This window comes from Kocuria sp. CPCC 205260 (genome assembly GCF_040981045.1).
GTDB classification, from domain to species: domain Bacteria; phylum Actinomycetota; class Actinomycetes; order Actinomycetales; family Micrococcaceae; genus Kocuria; species Kocuria palustris.
Window position 1 is genome coordinate 817714 of the sequence record NZ_JAVKPT010000001.1, and the last position, 16285, is coordinate 833998.

Below are 16285 nucleotides of genomic sequence, written 5' to 3' on the forward strand. Positions count from 1 at the left end.
CCTGCGCGGCCTACGCACAGGGGGCTCGCTATGGCGAGGACCGCCCCGGCGCCGTCGGATCAGCCGGTGGCGGCCCGGTGGTCGTCGTCCAGGAACGCAGCGGTCGGCACGAAGAACAGTGAGCCGGTCTTCGCGGTCGAGAAGTCCAGGACTCGGTCCGTGGTGCCTTCAGGCTCGCCCACGAACATGTTGCGCAGCATCCGCTCGATGATCGCCGGGTCCTTGGTGTAGCCGATGAAGTAGGTGCCGGATTCGGCGGTGCCGATCGTGCCGAACGGGCGGTTGTCGCGCACGATCTTGAGATCGCGGCCGTCGTCGTCCGTGATCGAGTTCAGGTGCACGTGGGAGTTCTTGGGCTTTCGGTCATCGGGCAGCTCGATGTTTTCGGCCTTGGTGCGCCCAATGGCATCGTCCTGCTGCTCGACGCTCAGCGCGTTCCAGGACTGCATGTCGTGGAGGTACTTCTGCACGATCACATAGCCGGCCCCGGCATAGTCCGGGTCCTCGGCGGAGTCGATGCTCACCCAGTCCTGGGCCGTCTGGCCCTCCAGATTCTCGGAGCCGTCGACGTAGCCGAGCAGGTCGCGCTCGTCGAAGAACGTGAAGCCGTGGGTCTCATCGACCACCTCGGCGTGACCGCGCAGCCGATCCGTCACCATGCTCGCGAGCTCGAAGCACACGTCCATGTTCTTCGCCCGCAGATGCAGGAGCAGATCGCCCGGCGTGGACGGCACCCGGTGGCGCGCGCCCTGGATCTCCTGGAACGGATGCAGGCCCTTGGGGCGGGGAAGATCCCAGAGCCGATCCCACAGCCGGGCGCCGATGCCGGCCACGGCTTGCAGGCTGTCGTCGGGACGACGGAAGGAGACCGAGCGGGGCGACGATCTGCTGCAGCGGCGTCGGGGCCTCCGTGGGGTGGCGTTCGGACCTTCGGGATCAAACTTGTCCCGCAATCTCAGTATGTGAACCGCCCCACATGCACATGGCTCGGCTCGTAGACTCGCCCCATGACCGAGACCGAGCAGACCTACGACACCATCCTCGTGAAGACGAAGGGGCGGGTCGGGATCATCACCCTCAACCGCCCCCAGGCCCTGAACGCCCTGAACTCGCAGGTGCTGGCCGACGTCCTGCACGCCGCCCGGGCCTTCGATGCCGACGAGGGGATCGGCGCGATCCTGCTGACCGGCTCGGAGAAGGCCTTCGCCGCAGGAGCCGACATCAAGGAGATGGCCGACCGGGGCTTCGCCGAGATGTTCGCCACCGACTGGTTCGCCGGCTGGCAGGGCCTGGCCGAGATCCGCACGCCCACCATCGCCGCCGTGAGCGGCTACGCCCTGGGCGGGGGCTGCGAGCTGGCCATGCTGTGCGATCTGCTGATCGCCTCCGAGACCGCCAAGTTCGGACAGCCGGAGATCAATCTGGGCGTGCTGCCCGGCATGGGCGGGTCGCAGCGCCTGACGCGGGCGATCGGGCGCCCCAAGGCCATGGACATGGTCCTCACCGGGCGCCAGATGGATGCACAGGAAGCGGAGCGCGCCGGGCTCGTCTCGCGCGTGCTCCCCGCCGACGAGTTCCAGGACGAGTCCCTGGAGATCGCGCAGACCATCGCCTCGAAGTCGCTGATCGCGACCATGGCCGCCAAGGAGGCGGTGCACACAGCCCTGGAGACCCCGCTGTCACAGGGCCTGGTCGCCGAGCGGAGGCTCTTCCACAGCCTGTTCGCCACGGAGGACCAGAAGGAGGGCATGGCCGCGTTCATCGAGAAGCGCGACCCCGAGTTCACACATCGCTGAGCCCTGCACAAGTCGTCATACACCCGTTTGCGAAATCATCCAGGCTCCTCAACGCCTTACCCTGAAGCGAACTAGGTCAAGTCGAAGGCGAACCCAGATTGAGCACACTCCAGCCCTATGAGATCGCGCTGCAAGCGGGAGAAGTCGTAGCGCATGCCCTCAAGCCCTTTGTGGAACGGCATGCCCCCACCCCGGGCGATCCCGGATCTTGGAGCGCGCTGATCGCCCGTGCAGATACCAAGCGACTCGGTCGGCATGACCCCGAATATCTCCTCACCGACCCGCGTGTGCTGCTGAAAGCCATCCGCTTCCATCCAGAGCAGTTTGGTGGACGGTTCACGGCGCAGGACCAGGAATGGGCAGAGACTGCGCTCCAGACGCTCCATCTCGCGCATGGTGGCCGAGCCGTCAGTCGGAAGACCGTCAGCACTGGCATCGAGGCCATGCAGCTGCTGCTCGAATCGGTCGGCGCAGAGACTGCGGCTCGTCGGCTCGAAGCCGTCGATGACGAACAGTTCGACGATTTCGAAGCAGCTCTTCGAGGGCTGACGAGCGATCTGGCCGAGCCGAGCGTGTCGGAGCTGTCGGAGCCCACACCTCCCTCAGAGACGCCACCGGCTGCTGACGCCACAGGACTCGAGCAGTTCTTCGACGGCGACTCGGCCCCCCAGGAATCGCAGCGCTCTCCGTCGAACCATCTTCCCGATGAAACAGCGACCGGTGTTTCTGTGGCGGAGCTCGATGCCGCGGAGGTCTTCTCCGCAGAGTCAGGTCCTGCACCGCTCTCAAATCACCTCGAGGAGCTGCTCGGGCACCACACAGTTCCTCGTGGCTGCAGCGCAGCCAACTTCTGCTCGGGTCCGGTCGTGGTCCGGGTCGTCTATCGCAATGCTCTGAACTTCGCACTGATCCATAACAGGGTCAGCCCGATCCACGATGTCATCGCTCTGCATACCGATCATGAGGGCGACCACACAGTGCAAGTCACCGTGGCTTTCGGGGAGCCGGATGACGTGACCGCAGACCCGCTGCGCATCGGCCCAATTCCGATGCCAAAGCTGCCCGAGCAGAAGAGCGCCTTCACGCGCAGCTGCCCGCCGTCCGAGGTGGCCTGGCAGATTGGGCCTCAGCAGTTCGCACAGCTCGACGAGGCCCGAATGACCACGCTTCGTCTCAACGTCCTGATCGACGCGGAGCAGCACTCGCAGACGCACCACATCGAGCTTCTTGCACGTGACGAGTGGCATGCACAGCTAGTGCCGGAGAGCCTTGCGGCCTTCGTGACGCCCAACAGCTCGGCCCTGATGCCCGTGCTCCGTCGAGCTTCGGAGCTGCTCGAGGAGAAGACGGGCTCTTCGGCCCTCAACGGGTATCAGGAGGGCCCGGAACGAGTGCGGCAGATCGCTGAGTCGGTGTACGACGCATTGCGCGAGAAGCGACTGACCTACATCAATCCTCCCGCCTCGTTCGAAGACACTGGTCAGAAGATCCGTCGCATCGAGGACATGCTCGAGCACCGGATGGGGACGTGTCTCGACCTCAGCGTGCTCTACGCCGCAGCACTAGAGCAGGCCGGGATTCACCCCGTGGTCGTCCTGGTCCCCGGCCACGCTTTCGCGGGCTACCTGGCCCACGACGAGCAGCTCGCTCAGCCAGTCCTGGAAGACCGAGGGATGATCGACAACGTGGTCCGGACGGCCCGGCTGGTTCCCGTCGAGACGACCAGCCTGGCCGAGACCACGCCGGTGACTTTCGAGCAGGCGTGCCGTGCATCGGCCCACCACTTCGATGCCGAGATTAATCATGTTCTCGACATCGCCTCCGTGCATCGCAGATTCAAGCCGCTCCCTCGCTTTGTCCAGGGCCCAATGGGCGTCGTCGAAATGCACACCGAGCGCGCCCCCGCGACGCCGTTGCCCAATCCAGATGCGGCCATGGTGCACGAGGAGGACTCGGAACATCGCTACAGGGCCTCCCAAGAGCAGCTTCTGCCCCCGCGTATTCGAAAATGGCGCCAGTCGCTGCTGGACCTGTCCTTGCGCAATCCCCTGCTCAGTCTGAAGAAGTCCGCTCTCGAGCTGATCATGCCCGAGCGCTCCCTGGCGGATTTCGAGGACCTGCTCTCCAGTGGCAGCCGCATCCTCCTGCGCGCGACGGACGACCTTTCCGATATCGGACGGGCCGCCGGATTCGAATCAGCTCGCTCTCTCGGGGATGACGCCCTGGATCAGATCCTGCGACAGGAGAAGACCGCCTATGTGGGGCTCCTTCAAGCCTCCTATGGCACTCGTCTGCAGAATCTGCACCGCATAGCACGTTCTGCGATAGATGAGACAGGCTCCAACTTGCTGTTCGTGACGCTTGGCGCACTGAGCTGGCGCACGACCACGGGCAAGGAGTCGCTCGCACCGCTTTTCCTCCTGCCTGCGAAGCTGGAGGGCAGCAAGAAGCATCGATTCCATCTCTCCATCGAAGAGGGAGCCGAAGCACAGCCGAACTGGGCCCTCATCGAGAAGCTGCGTACAGAATTCGCTCTGGAGGTCCCTGTTCTTGAAGAGCCTCCCGAGGATGAGCACGGGATCGATGTGCCGCGCGTGCTCCACGAAGTGCGCACGGCCCTGGCGAAGAGCAAGCACCCGTTCGCGGTGAAACCCGACGTCCGCCTGGCGATCCTGCAGTTCGCCTCGATCGAGATGTGGCGCGACTTGGGCGCGCATTGGGAGTCCTTCCTCGAGAATCCCGTCGTCCACCACCTGGTCGAGGAGCCTTACGAGTCCTTCCAGGATTCGATCGAGACAGCCCCCGTGACAGCGGAGCTCGAGGCCGAGGCGGCGTTGCCCGTGCCGGTGGACGGCTCGCAGCTCGAGGCGATCACCTGGGCTGGCGCCGGACGCACCTTCGTCCTCGAAGGCCCTCCCGGAACAGGAAAGTCCCAGACGATCACCAACATGATCGCCGAGGCCCTGAACCGCAGTAAGACTGTTCTGTTCGTAGCGGAGAAGCAGGCGGCACTCGATGTGGTCCGCACGCGACTCCAGCGGGTCGGGCTGGGCCCGCTGGCCCTTCAGATGCACGGAAAGCGGCAGACTGTCGCCGATGTCCGTCGACAGCTCCTGGAGTCCTGGGATGCAGAGGCCGTCGGCAATGAGGCGTCGTTCCGGGCGCTGGCGGACGAGTACCGCCGGCTCATCCGCGAGCTGGATGCATATCCGCGCCAGTTGCACGATTCACCCGATTCGCAGCCTTCCGTCTGGGAAGCCCACCAGAACTACATCGGAAGCCTGTCCAGGCTCAGCTCCTCGGCAACAGATTCCGGGGGGCTGCACGTGCCGGCTCGGGTCATCCGGGACAAGACGCTCATCGACGGGATCGTGGATCTGGCGGACCGTGTGGTCAATGCCCTCCGCCCGCTGGGAGAGACACCGCTCAACGAGAGCCCGTGGCTGCTGGCCGGGCCGGCTGGCGGCAGTGCATCGTCGTCGGCCACGAGCCTCGAGACAGCCTCGCAGCGCGAGTCTGCGGTGGTCGCATCTCCAATGGCAGCAGTGCGGGGTTTCCTCAAGGAATACGACTCGCTTGGGGCGGAGGGACGTGAGCTTCTGACCCGCTACCCCGATGCCCGGGCTTGGGCCCATCTGGCGGCCTGGCAGTCATCTGTGGCCAGCGGCGTCTATATGTCCGTAGCCCATCATCGCGAGGTCTGGACCCGGACACCGCGGTGGGACCGGGAGATGCAGTCTTTCATCCAGCAGATCCAGGAGCTGTGGAACAGCCTGGGCCACTTGCTTCCTTATCTGCGCATGACATCCCGTGACGCCGACGTAGAAGACCTCCGAGAGCAGCTGCATTCGGCCGAGAGCAAGTTCATCCGGAAGCAGAAAGCCATCGACCATGTGCTACAGCGCATGGAACCCCTGGTCACGCCCGGAAACGAGTCACTGATCTGGGATGATCCGCGAGCCTTCCTGAACGGCCTCGGCTGGGCGCAAGCCCAGACGGCTCACCTGTCCGCGGAGGCAGCACGATTGCTGCCGGCTGATACGCCGTGGGACCCGTGGAACCCCCGAACCGTTGAGATTCCCCGCATCATCCTTGAGTGCTCCGATGTGATCGGAACCGCTAGACAGTGGTTCTCCGATGAGGATCTGGAGGGGCTCTCGGCGACGGGCACGAACATCGACGTGGCGGCGTATCACTCGGCCTGGAACCAGTTGCTGGACGCCTTGGGATCCACCCCGGCCTCATTGGCTCGATGGCAGCGGGACAACTCCGTTCTTGAGGCTATCGATCGCAGCGTAGAGAGCTGGCGGGTGCAGGCCGAGAGGGACCGCTCCAGCGATCTCAACCGCTTCCGTCGAGCCGACCGCGCAGTGGCGGACCTCGAGGCCGAGGGCTTCGAGTCCCTGGGTGCGTCACTGCGACGGGGCGAGGAGGACCCCTCCGACCTTCCGGCCAGGATCAAGCTGGCCACCGCCCGTGATCTGCTTGCGGATCGTCTCGACGAATCGGAACTCTCGTCCTTCGATCCTGCATCCCGGCAGAAGCAGGTCGACCGGTTCATCGGTCAAGGCGAGCACTACCGTGACGCACTGCGCCAAGAGCTCCCGGCTGCTCTTCTGAAGCGCCGCCGACTCGCACAGGACGGGACACTGACCGGCGAGCAGACCCGGTTGCGGAGGGAGATCGAGCGTCGGCGGGGCGGGAGCATCCGCGGGATCTTCGAGGCAGCGGGCTCTGCGGTGCAGGATGTCACGCCCTGCATGCTGATGAGTCCGGCGAGCGTGGCAAAGCATCTCCCGGTGGGGAGCGTCCGATTCGATCTGGTGATCTTCGATGAGGCTTCGCAGATCCGCGTCGCCGACTCCATCGGCTCGATGGGTCGGGCCGATTCCGTCGTGATCGTCGGCGACTCACAGCAGATGCCGCCGTCGTCCATGTTCGCCGCAGGAACTTCGGAGGACGACGACCTTGATGAGGAATCCGGCGCGACGGCTGCTGACCAGGAATCGATCCTCACTGAGGCCGTCAGTGCGAACATCGAGCAGAAGATGCTCACTTGGCATTACAGAAGCCAAGACGAATCGCTGATCGCCTATTCGAACCAGCGCTACTACCAGGGAGGACTTTCGACGTTCCCTGCGCCGCCCATCCCCAGACCCGGGCTGGGCGTACGACTCGTCCAGGCGGACGGGACCTTCGACGGCAGTCGCCGGGGCGAGACCCGGAAGCCCACCCGGACCAATGAGGTCGAGGCGCAGCGGATCGTCGCCGACATCATCGCTCGACTCCACGAAGACCCAGAAGCCTCCATCGGCGTGGTCACCTTCAACGTCCAGCAGCAGGAACGCATTCAGGACCTGCTCGAAGACGAGGAGAGCCCTGCGCTCAGGGATGCGTTGGCGCGGGAGGTCGATCCGCTGATCGTCAAGAACCTGGAGAACATCCAGGGCGATGAGCGCGACATCATCCTGTTCTCGCTGGCATTCTCTCCGAATCCCGAGACGCGGAAACTGAGCATGAACTTCGGCCCGCTCTCTCGCCAGGGCGGACAGCGTCGGCTCAATGTGGCGATCACTCGTGCGCGTCGGGAAGTCATGCTCTACACATCCTTCGCTCCTGAGGACATCGACCTCGCTCGCACCAGCTCCGAAGGCATGCGGCACCTTCGGGAGTACTTGGAGTTCGCCCGCGATCAGACGGAGGCCGAAGGGACGCCCCAGCTGCGCAGACCGAGTCCTGAGCTGCATCGTCAGGATGTAGCCGCGACACTGCGAGAAGCCGGCCTCGAGGTCGTCGAGGAGTACGGGCTCTCGAGATTCCAGGTGGACCTCGCGATCCGACGCCCTGACTCCGACCTCTGGTTCGCAGTGATGCTCGATGGCAAGTCCTGGGCGCGCCGACCGATCGTCTCGGACAGGGACGCAGTGCCCGCCCAGGTGCTGACGCGGATGGGCTGGACGCAGGTGCTTCCCATCTGGCTTCCGAGCTGGTGGCACGATCGTCAGTCCGCCGTCGACTCGCTGCTGCGCGACATCGACGAGGCCTTATCCGCTGCGGCGAAGGAAGGCGAGCCCACGCGGACAGATGAGCCGACTATCGCGCCAGAGCCGAATTCCGAACCCGCAGATGCACCCAGCAGGTCTTCGGAGCCCATGAAGATCACCGAGGAAATGGCTTCGCCTCGAGAGGCTGTTCCGGAACCACCCACCGAGGGGCAAACCGCATCGGTTCATTCTCCTGAGCATGCCTCGGAGGTTCCATCGACCTCACAGCCGGAAGCGCAGGCGTCGCCTGTCCACACGCTCGTCGAGCAGCATGCATCACCTTTTCCGACGGCCTCACATCCTGCGCCATCGGCGAGCAGGCCGTCTGCAACCCGCGGCGCCATCTGGAATCCGGACACAATCGTCACGGTCCCTTTCCAGCCCGTCCACGTAGAGCAGGTCGGCCGACCAGACCACCTCTACGACCTTCGAGGCAGCCGACAGCGACAGGCGCGTGTGAAGAGCGAGATGCTGGACCTTATTGAGAAGGAGGGTCCTATCTCGCAGAACAGACTCCTGGACATGATGCGCGTGCGCTATGGGATCGGCCGACTCACGCTCAATCGCAGAACCGCTCTCCTGGAGGCTCTGGATGGCCCACGGTTCGTCCAAGCACACACCAAGTTCTACTGGCCTCGAGGGGTCGACCAAGCGACGTGGCAATTCGTACGGACCCCTGCAGGAGACCGTTCCATAGCCGACATCTCCGCACGCGAGCTCGAGAACGCTGTCGTCCTGATGCTGAATAGAGCTCCTGAGGGCCTGGACTGGAACATCCTTCAGGCCAAGCTGAACTCGCTCTTCGGCTTCGGCCGGACGGGCAGGGTCATCACCGGCGCGTACCACTCCGTCGTCGACGGCTTGGTGGCGCAAGGAAGAGTCCAGCGTGAGGATTCAGTCGTCAGGCTCACCGACAGCTGAGCCTAGAAGTGAGGAACGCCGTCGACCCCTGCAGGGATCGACGGCGTTCCTCGCTATCGGCTGGTGCGAAACAGCGAATCAGGCCTCGGTGGTCGTGGCCGGGCGGGCACCCAGCTCGGAGTCCATGCGCAGCAGACCCGAGCCGTCGTCGCCGACGAGGCGGATGCGGCCGATGATCTCGTCGACCGTGGACTCCTCCTCGATCTGCTCCGAGGTGAACCAGTTGAGGATGGGGCGGGAATCGAAGTCGCCGGCCTCCTCAGCAGCGCGGTAGAGGTTCTGGATGGCCTCCGAGACCTTCTGCTCGTGCTTGAAGGCGGCCTCGAAGAGGTCCAGAGCGGACGGATCGGCGAACTGCGCCGGGGCGCTCAGGCTGCCGATCTGGACGTGGCCATCACGGGCATCGACGTAGTCGATGAACTTGTTGGCGTGGACGATCTCCTCGTCGGCCTGGTGGCGGAACCACGCGGCCATGCCCACGAGGTCCATGCGCTCGGCCTCGACGGCCAGCTGGCGGTAGACCAGCGAGGCCTCGAACTCGAGGGTGATCTGATCGTTGAACTTGGCTTCCATCTCCTGTGAAATCTTCATAATAAGGACTATAGGAGAGGTCGCATCAGAAAGCCAGAGCATGCGCTGTGAAATGCATTGCTGAGCTGAGGCTCAGCTTCGCGTGATGAGCCTCACCTCAATGAGATGAGCCTGACCGAACGCTCCTCTTCCCTGCTCAGGAGACGGTCGTGCACGTCGCACCAGGTGACAGGCACCCGCAGCGCGGACATGAGTTTCTCGTCGAGGCTCCCTAAAGTGAAAGGGTCGGCTGATCCCCCGGCGCACCATCGCTGCGCGGAGATCAGCCGCTTGCACGCCGGAAAGATCTCGTCCACCCGGAAGGAACTCTCATGGCAGGATCCACCGCACCGCCGTCACCCGGCACCGTCGGCCACGGAGCCGGCGACCCGCTCAGACGCGAGCCCCTCGATCAGGGCGGCCCCCGCCACTCCGCCGTCAACTGGCCCGTCTTCATCGGGGCCTCCGCCGTCATCGTCGCCTTCGTGGCCTGGGCCGCTATCTGGCCCTCGGCAGCCGAGACCGCGATCTTCGGGTCGATGGCCTGGATTGCCGAGAACTTCGGCTGGTACTACGTGCTGACCGTCTCGGTCGTCGTGGTCTTCGTCATCGTGGTCGCGCTCTCGCGCGTGGGGCAGACGAGGATGGGCCCGGATCACTCCAGGCCCAAGTACAACCTCTTCACGTGGACGGCGATGCTCTTCGCCGCCGGCATCGGCGTGGATCTCATGTTCTTCGGGATCTCCGGACCGGCCACGAATCTCCTCACTCCCCCGGATGTCGCGCCGATGTCCGATGAAGCCGCCAGGATGGCTCCGCTGTGGACGATCTTCCAGTACGGCATTCCCGGCTGGGCGCTCTACGCGCTGATGGGCATGGTCGTCGGCCTGGTGTCCTATCGCTATCACCTCCCGCTGAGCATCCGCTCGGCTCTGGCACCCATCTTCGGCAAGCGCATCCACGGCGGTGTCGGCCACGCCGCAGAGATCGGCGCCGTGATCGGCACGATCTTCGGCATCTCGGTGTCGCTGGGCATCGGCGTGGTCTTCCTGAACTATGGGCTCGCCGCGATCTTCGGCGTCCCGACGACCGTGGGCGTGCAGGTCGCTCTCATGGCCGTCGCCGTGGTCATCACCGTCGCCTCCACGGTCTCCGGCGTGGACAAGGGGATCCGACGCCTGTCCGAGCTGAACGTTCTGCTGGCAGTCACCCTGATGCTGTGGATCCTCTTCACGGGCCGCACGCATGAGCTGCTCAACGCCCTGGTGCAGAACATCGGCGACTTCTTCTCTCGCTTCCCGGGAATGCTGATGAACACGTTCGCCTACACCGACGGGACAGCCGCCTACCCCGCCGATCAGTGGATGGCGGACTGGACCCTGTTCTTCTGGGCCTGGTGGATCGCCTGGATGCCGTTCGTCAGCCTCTTCCTGGCCCGCATCTCCCGCGGCCGGACCCTGCGGCAGTTCGTCTTCGGCGTGCTGCTCATCCCCTTCGCATTCATCCTGCTGTGGGTTTCGATCTTCGGCAACGCCACCCTGATGAATGCCGAGGATCAGGACTTCCTCGACTTGACGATGACCCTGCCCGAATCCGGATTCTTCAACCTGCTCGAGCAGCACCCCGGGGCCTTCTTCACGATTCCGCTGGCGCTGCTGACCGGGCTGTTCTTCTATGTGACCTCCGCCGACTCAGGCTCCCTCGTCCTGGCGAACATGTCCTCCAAGACCACGGACACGGACTCCGACGGCCCTCCGTGGCTGCGCATCGTCTGGGCGGTCATCACCGGCGTGCTGACGCTGGTCATGCTGTTCATCGACGGCGTCTACACGCTGCAGGCAGCCACAGTGGTCGTGGGACTGCCGCTGTCGCTGATCGTCTGGATCGTGATGGCGGGGCTCTGGAAGATGCTGCGCACGGAGCAGATCAACCTCGACTCGAGGCAGGCAGCTCTGCCCGCCCTGCTCACCAGCCGAGTTCGCGAGACCGGCCAGCAGGTCACCTGGCGGCAGCGCCTTCACGACCGGATGTCCTATGCCTCCGCCGCCGATGCGCAGGCATTCGTCGAGCACACCGCGGCACCGGCGGTGGAAGAGGTCGCTGAGGAGCTCTCCGAGCTCGGGCTGTCGGTGGCCTGCCACCGCGGCGAGCACCCCGACAGCGGCATCTGCTTCGTGGACCTCGTGGTCTCCTTCCCGGAGGCTGAGGACTTCAAGTACCAGGCCTACCCCGTGGCCCACTCGCTGCCGAGCTTCGCTGCGAACCTGTCGACCGTGCGCGATGTCTACTACCGGATCGAGATCTTCTCGACCCACGGATCGCGCGGCCGCGACATCATGGGATACACGAAGGACCAGGTCATCGCCGATGTCCTGGATGTCTACGATGCACACATCGCCTACCTGCACCTCAGCGGCGACGGCGGCGGGATCGCCACAGGCGCGGTGGTCGGAACCACCCCTGAGACCTGGGTCGACACCGATCAGATCCCCACCGTCGCCCCTCGGCTAGATTCCTCCGCCGAGACCGTGAACACCGCAACCCAGAAGGAGCGCCATGCCTGAGTCCAGCTCGACCCTGTACATCGACGGAGAGTGGGTCCCCTCCTCCGACGGCGGGGCCCGCACCATCATCTGCCCCGCCGACGGCACCGAGGTCGGCGTCGTCGCCGAGGCTACCGGCGAGGATGTCGAGCGCGCCATCCTCGCCGCCCGCAAGGCGTTCGAAGCCCGAACCTGGGTGGAGACCCCCGCCGCTGAGCGCGGCGACTTCCTGATCCGCGTCTCGGACGCCCTGCTCGAGCGCAAGGACGAGTTCGCCCGTGCCGAGGCCCTCGACACCGGCAAGCGCCTGGTCGAGGCCGAGGGCGACATGGACGACATCGCGGCCTGCTTCCGCTACTTCGGCAAGATCGCGGACCAGAGCCCGGGCCGCCTGGTGGATGCGGGCGACGACACCGTCATCTCGAGGGTGGTCCACGAGCCCGTGGGCGTCTGCGGCATGATCACGCCGTGGAACTTCCCGCTGCTGCAGGCGGCGTGGAAGATCGCCCCCGCGCTGGCGGCCGGCAACACCTTCGTGCTCAAGCCGGCCGAGCTGACCCCGCACACAGCGATCCTGATCGTGGATGTGCTCGACGGGCTGGGGCTGCCCGCCGGAGTCGCGAACCTGGTCCTCGGCGACGGCGCAGTCGTCGGTGCCCCGCTGTCGAGCCACCCGGAGATCGACCTCATCTCCTTCACCGGAGGCCTCGTCACCGGCCGGAGGGTCGCCGAGTCGGCGGCCCGCGGCGTGAAGAAGGTCGCCCTGGAGCTGGGCGGCAAGAACCCCAATGTCGTGTTCGCCGATGCCGACTTCGATGCCGCCGTGGACAACGCCCTCAACGCCGCGTTCACGGACTCCGGGCTCGTCTGCTCGGCGGGCACGCGCCTGATCGTGCAGGACTCGATCGCGGAGCGCTTCGTCGACGAGGTCGTCCGCCGCGCCGGCGACATCGTCATGGGCGGTCCGTTCGACGAGAAGGCCGAGACCGGCCCGCTGATCTCCAAGGAGCACCGCGACAAGGTCACCGACTACGTCCAGCGCGGCATCGAGGCCGGCGCCCGCCTGCGGGTCGGCGGCCACTGGGGCGGCAAGGAGCATGAGGATGGGTACTTCTACGCCCCGACCGTGCTGGACCAGTGCGACCGGGAGAACCCCGCGGTGATCGAGGAGGGCTTCGGCCCAGTCATCACGGTCGAGACCTTCTCCACCGAGGCCGAGGCCATCGAGACCGCCAACCACACGGAGTACGGCCTGGCCGGAGCGGTGTGGACCTCGGACGCCGGAACGGCCAACCGCGTGTCCCGTCGTCTGCGCCACGGCACGGTCTGGATCAACGACTACCACCCCTACCTGCCGCAGGCGGAGTGGGGCGGCTTCAAGTCCTCCGGCGTGGGTCGCGAGCTCGGCCCCACCGGCCTGGAGGAGTACACCGAGGCCAAGCACATCTACCAGAACACCGAGCCCGCGGTGACCGGCTGGTTCCCGCAGAAGTGACCGCTTCAATGCCCCGCACTCAGCAGAAGGAGGACCGCGTGCTCGACGAGCCCGTGTCGGAGAACCTGATCACCGAATACGACTACATCATCGTGGGAGGCGGGTCGGCCGGCGCCGTCGTCGCCGCCCGACTCAGCGAGGACCCGGACGTCTCCGTGGCCCTGGTCGAGGCCGGGGACCACGACCTGGACCACGAGATGGTCCTGCAGCTCAACCGCTGGCCGGAGATGCTGGAATCCGGGCTCGACTGGGACTACCCGATCGAGCCGCAGGCCAACGGCAACTCGTTCATGCGCCACGCCCGCGCCAAGGTGCTGGGAGGCTGCTCGTCGCACAACTCCTGCATCGCCTTCCATCCGCCTGCGGAGGACATGGACCTGTGGGAGCAGATGGGCGCCGAGGGCTGGAGCGCCGAGACCATGCTCCCGCTGATCAAGCGCCTCGAATCGAATCAGTCCCGTTCCGGTGAGCGGCACGGGACCGACGGCCCCGTGGAGCTCATGGACGCTCCTCCGAATGATCCCGTGGGCGTGGCCCTGCTTGAGGCCTGCGAGCAGGCGGGCATCCCTCGAGCCACGTTCAACGACTTCGAGACCGTGGTCAACGGCGCCAGCTTCTTCCAGGTCAACCGCCAGGCGGACGGACGCCGTGCCTCGTCGTCGGTGTCCTACCTGCACCCCATCCAGCAGCGGGACAATCTCGAGATCCTCACGAACCGGCAGGTCATGCAGGTCCTGTTCGACGACGACCAGCGGGCCGTGGGCATCGAGTACATCGACAACTGCTTCGACCGCTCCTCGATCATGAAGGCCCGCAAGGAGATCATCCTCTCGGCCGGGGCGATCGACACCCCCAAGCTGCTGATGCTCTCCGGCATCGGCCCGGCGGATCACCTGCGAGAGGTCGGGATCGACGTGCGGGTGGATTCATCGGGCGTGGGCTCGAACCTCCAGGACCACCCCGAGGCCGTGATCTCCTGGGAGTGCACCCAGCGCATGACCCGAGACACCACCCAGTGGTGGGAGATCGGGATCTTCTCCCCGACCCAGGAGGGCCTGGAGCTTCCCGACCTGATGATGCACTACGGCTCGGTGCCCTTCGACATGCACACACGACGTCAGGGCTACCCCACCTCTCCGGAGTCGTTCGCCCTGACTCCGAACGTCACGCACGCGAAGTCGCGAGGCACCGTGCGGCTGCGCACGATCGACTACCGGGACAAGCCCAGGGTGGATCCACGCTACTTCACGGACGAGGAGGGCTACGACATGGCCGTGGCCGTGGCCGGGATCCGGAGGGCGCGCGAGATCGTCTCCCAGTCGGCCATGGACGCCTACCGCGGCCGCGAGCTCTTCCCCGGCGAGGAGGCCCAGACCGACGAGGAGATCGCCGACTACGTCTCCAAGACCCATAACACCGTCTACCACCCGGCCGGCACCTGCCGCATGGGTGCGCTGGACGACGACCTGTCCCCGCTGGATCCCCAGCTGCGGGTCAAGGGCGTGAAGGGACTGCGCGTGGTCGACGGCTCGATCATGCCGCAGCTGGTCGCGGTGAATCCGAACATCACCACCATGCTGATCGGCGAACGCGCGTCGGACATCATCCGAGGCTCCTGAGCTCCGATGGGCTGAGTCAGCCGCCGGCCTGAGGCGAGAGCCCCGCAGATCCGGTGATCTGCGGGGCTCTCGAATGACGCAGCGCCTCGAGCCGTCCGAGGACGGCTCGAGGCGCTGCGCGCTGTGCAGCGTCGGCTCAGCCCTTGAGGCGGTCGATGTGCTCGGACGCCTGCGCCTTGGTCAGATCGGTCGGAACGGACTCCCCCGCCTGCTTGGCCAGGGTGTCCAGATAGGACTTCTGGGACTCGGTCATGGGCTCGTCGCCGCTGACCCACTCCTCCGGGTCCTTCTCCAGGGACGAGGCGCCGCCGGCGTCGCCGGTGGCGCCCATCATCTCCGCGCCGCCCTCGGTGTCGTCCGTGACGGGCGTGTAGAGCTCGTCGTCGCCCTGCGTGTTCTCTGACATGGGAACCTCCTGGATCTGCGGCCGCCCGCGAGGGCGACCGGTTCGGGACATCGGCGCGCATCGCGGGCTCGGGCCTGCGCCTGTGCGCCTGATCTCATCATGGCACCGCCCACCGACGGGACGTCAGCCCCGCGAGGTCGGGCCGCGGAGGATCGGGCCCGCAGCTCGCAGACGCACCGCGGCCCCGGCCTCAGGGAGAGGCCGGGGCCGCGGTGCGCGCGGGATGCTGCGGATCAGAAGGTGCCGAAGTTCTGCGTGGCGTAGACGTTGCCGTCGGCGCCCTCCGCCAGACCGAAGCCGGCGGCGTTGAACTCGGGATTCATGATGTTCGCCTCATGCGAGGGGCTGTTCATCCAGAAGTCCACGAAGTACGAGGCCGTGGCCTCGACGGAGCCCTGGGAGCCCACGCTGTAGGCGATGTTCTCGGCCATGCCGGTCGAGCCCGCGGCGCTGGTCTGCGCGATGAACGACGGGTTGTGCGACGGCGCGCCGGCGGCGGCCTGCTGGCCCGACCAGTCGGTGCTCATGGCGTCGAGCTGCCCATTGCTCGACAGCGGCGACAGCCCGGCCTGGGAGCGGTGCTCGTTCATCTGGGCGAGGACCTCCTGGGAGACCTGTGCGGAGAACGATGCATCGGAGGCCGGCGCGGCCTCGGGGGCCGGAGCCTCACCGGCCGATGTCTGAGCCTGGGTCTGCATCGGGGTCTCGGCACCCGAGACGGAGACCGCGGCCTGCGCGGGAGCAACGGCGGCGCTGGTGCCGGCGAAGGCGAGCGCGGCGGCTGCGGCGTAGCGAGTGGTCTTCTTCTTCATGGCGTGCTCCTCAGCGGATGTCGATGCGGGCGTGCTGCCCGGAGTCCGCCAGAGAACCTAGGAGGTCACGCAAGACCCG

At 65.9% G+C, this 16285-nt stretch carries 9 protein-coding genes; 5 read left to right on the forward strand and 4 right to left on the reverse strand.

What is annotated here, in order from left to right; all coding sequences use genetic code 11:
* Positions 1-59: 59 nt before the first annotated feature.
* A complete protein-coding gene (locus RF645_RS03635) occupies positions 60-953 on the reverse strand; it encodes a Dyp-type peroxidase (RefSeq protein WP_368818617.1) in 894 nt (297 codons plus the stop codon).
* A gap of 54 nt (positions 954-1007) precedes the next feature.
* On the opposite strand from RF645_RS03635, the gene RF645_RS03640 reads away from it, so the two are divergent.
* Both RF645_RS03640 and RF645_RS03645 read left to right on the forward strand, forming a co-directional pair.
* Positions 1008-1796: an enoyl-CoA hydratase gene (locus tag RF645_RS03640; RefSeq protein WP_368818618.1), complete on the forward strand. Its 789-nt coding sequence runs from the start codon at positions 1008-1010 to the stop codon at positions 1794-1796.
* A 98-nt stretch (positions 1797-1894) separates the two neighbouring features.
* Complete coding sequence (locus RF645_RS03645; RefSeq protein WP_368818619.1) at positions 1895-8761, forward strand: DUF4011 domain-containing protein; 6867 nt, start codon at positions 1895-1897, stop codon at positions 8759-8761.
* Between the two features lie 78 nt (positions 8762-8839).
* Here RF645_RS03645 and RF645_RS03650 read toward each other — a convergent pair whose 3' ends face one another.
* Positions 8840-9352, reverse strand: a complete 513-nt coding sequence (locus RF645_RS03650; RefSeq protein WP_058871357.1) for a ferritin — start codon at positions 9350-9352, stop codon at positions 8840-8842.
* Positions 9353-9663: 311 nt separating this feature from the next.
* On the opposite strand from RF645_RS03650, the gene betT reads away from it, so the two are divergent.
* From betT to RF645_RS03665, 3 genes are read left to right on the forward strand one after another with little or no spacing between them, the layout of a single operon-like run.
* Positions 9664-11895 (forward strand): choline BCCT transporter BetT, encoded by a 2232-nt coding sequence (betT, locus tag RF645_RS03655; protein ID WP_368818620.1) that lies wholly within the window; start codon positions 9664-9666, stop codon positions 11893-11895.
* Positions 11888-13369: an aldehyde dehydrogenase family protein gene (locus RF645_RS03660; RefSeq protein ID WP_368818621.1), complete on the forward strand. Its 1482-nt coding sequence runs from the start codon at positions 11888-11890 to the stop codon at positions 13367-13369. The genes betT and RF645_RS03660 overlap by 8 nt, the downstream gene beginning before the upstream one ends.
* Positions 13370-13377: 8 nt before the next feature.
* Positions 13378-14988 (forward strand): GMC family oxidoreductase, encoded by a 1611-nt coding sequence (locus tag RF645_RS03665; protein WP_368818622.1) that lies wholly within the window; start codon positions 13378-13380, stop codon positions 14986-14988.
* A gap of 136 nt (positions 14989-15124) precedes the next feature.
* On the opposite strand, the gene RF645_RS03670 is transcribed toward RF645_RS03665, so the two are convergent.
* Together RF645_RS03670 and RF645_RS03675 are read right to left on the reverse strand one after the other, a co-directional pair.
* Positions 15125-15394, reverse strand: a complete 270-nt coding sequence (locus RF645_RS03670) for a DUF3072 domain-containing protein (protein ID WP_171004084.1) — start codon at positions 15392-15394, stop codon at positions 15125-15127.
* A gap of 233 nt (positions 15395-15627) precedes the next feature.
* Complete coding sequence (locus RF645_RS03675) at positions 15628-16206, reverse strand: CAP domain-containing protein (protein ID WP_006215406.1); 579 nt, start codon at positions 16204-16206, stop codon at positions 15628-15630.
* Between the last annotated feature and the right edge of the window lie 79 nt (positions 16207-16285).

What these genes read in the sequence shown, in the direction of transcription:
- RF645_RS03675 (WP_006215406.1), bottom strand. Translation starts at nt 16,206, where the DNA reads ATGAAGAAGAAGACCACTCGCTACGCCGCAGCCGCCGCGCTCGCCTTC.
- RF645_RS03670 (WP_171004084.1), bottom strand. Translation starts at nt 15,394, where the DNA reads ATGTCAGAGAACACGCAGGGCGACGACGAGCTCTACACGCCCGTCACG.
- RF645_RS03640 (WP_368818618.1), top strand. Translation starts at nt 1,008, where the DNA reads ATGACCGAGACCGAGCAGACCTACGACACCATCCTCGTGAAGACGAAG.
- RF645_RS03650 (WP_058871357.1), bottom strand. Translation starts at nt 9,352, where the DNA reads ATGAAGATTTCACAGGAGATGGAAGCCAAGTTCAACGATCAGATCACC.
- betT (WP_368818620.1), top strand. Translation starts at nt 9,664, where the DNA reads ATGGCAGGATCCACCGCACCGCCGTCACCCGGCACCGTCGGCCACGGA.
- RF645_RS03660 (WP_368818621.1), top strand. Translation starts at nt 11,888, where the DNA reads ATGCCTGAGTCCAGCTCGACCCTGTACATCGACGGAGAGTGGGTCCCC.
- RF645_RS03665 (WP_368818622.1), top strand. Translation starts at nt 13,378, where the DNA reads ATGCCCCGCACTCAGCAGAAGGAGGACCGCGTGCTCGACGAGCCCGTG.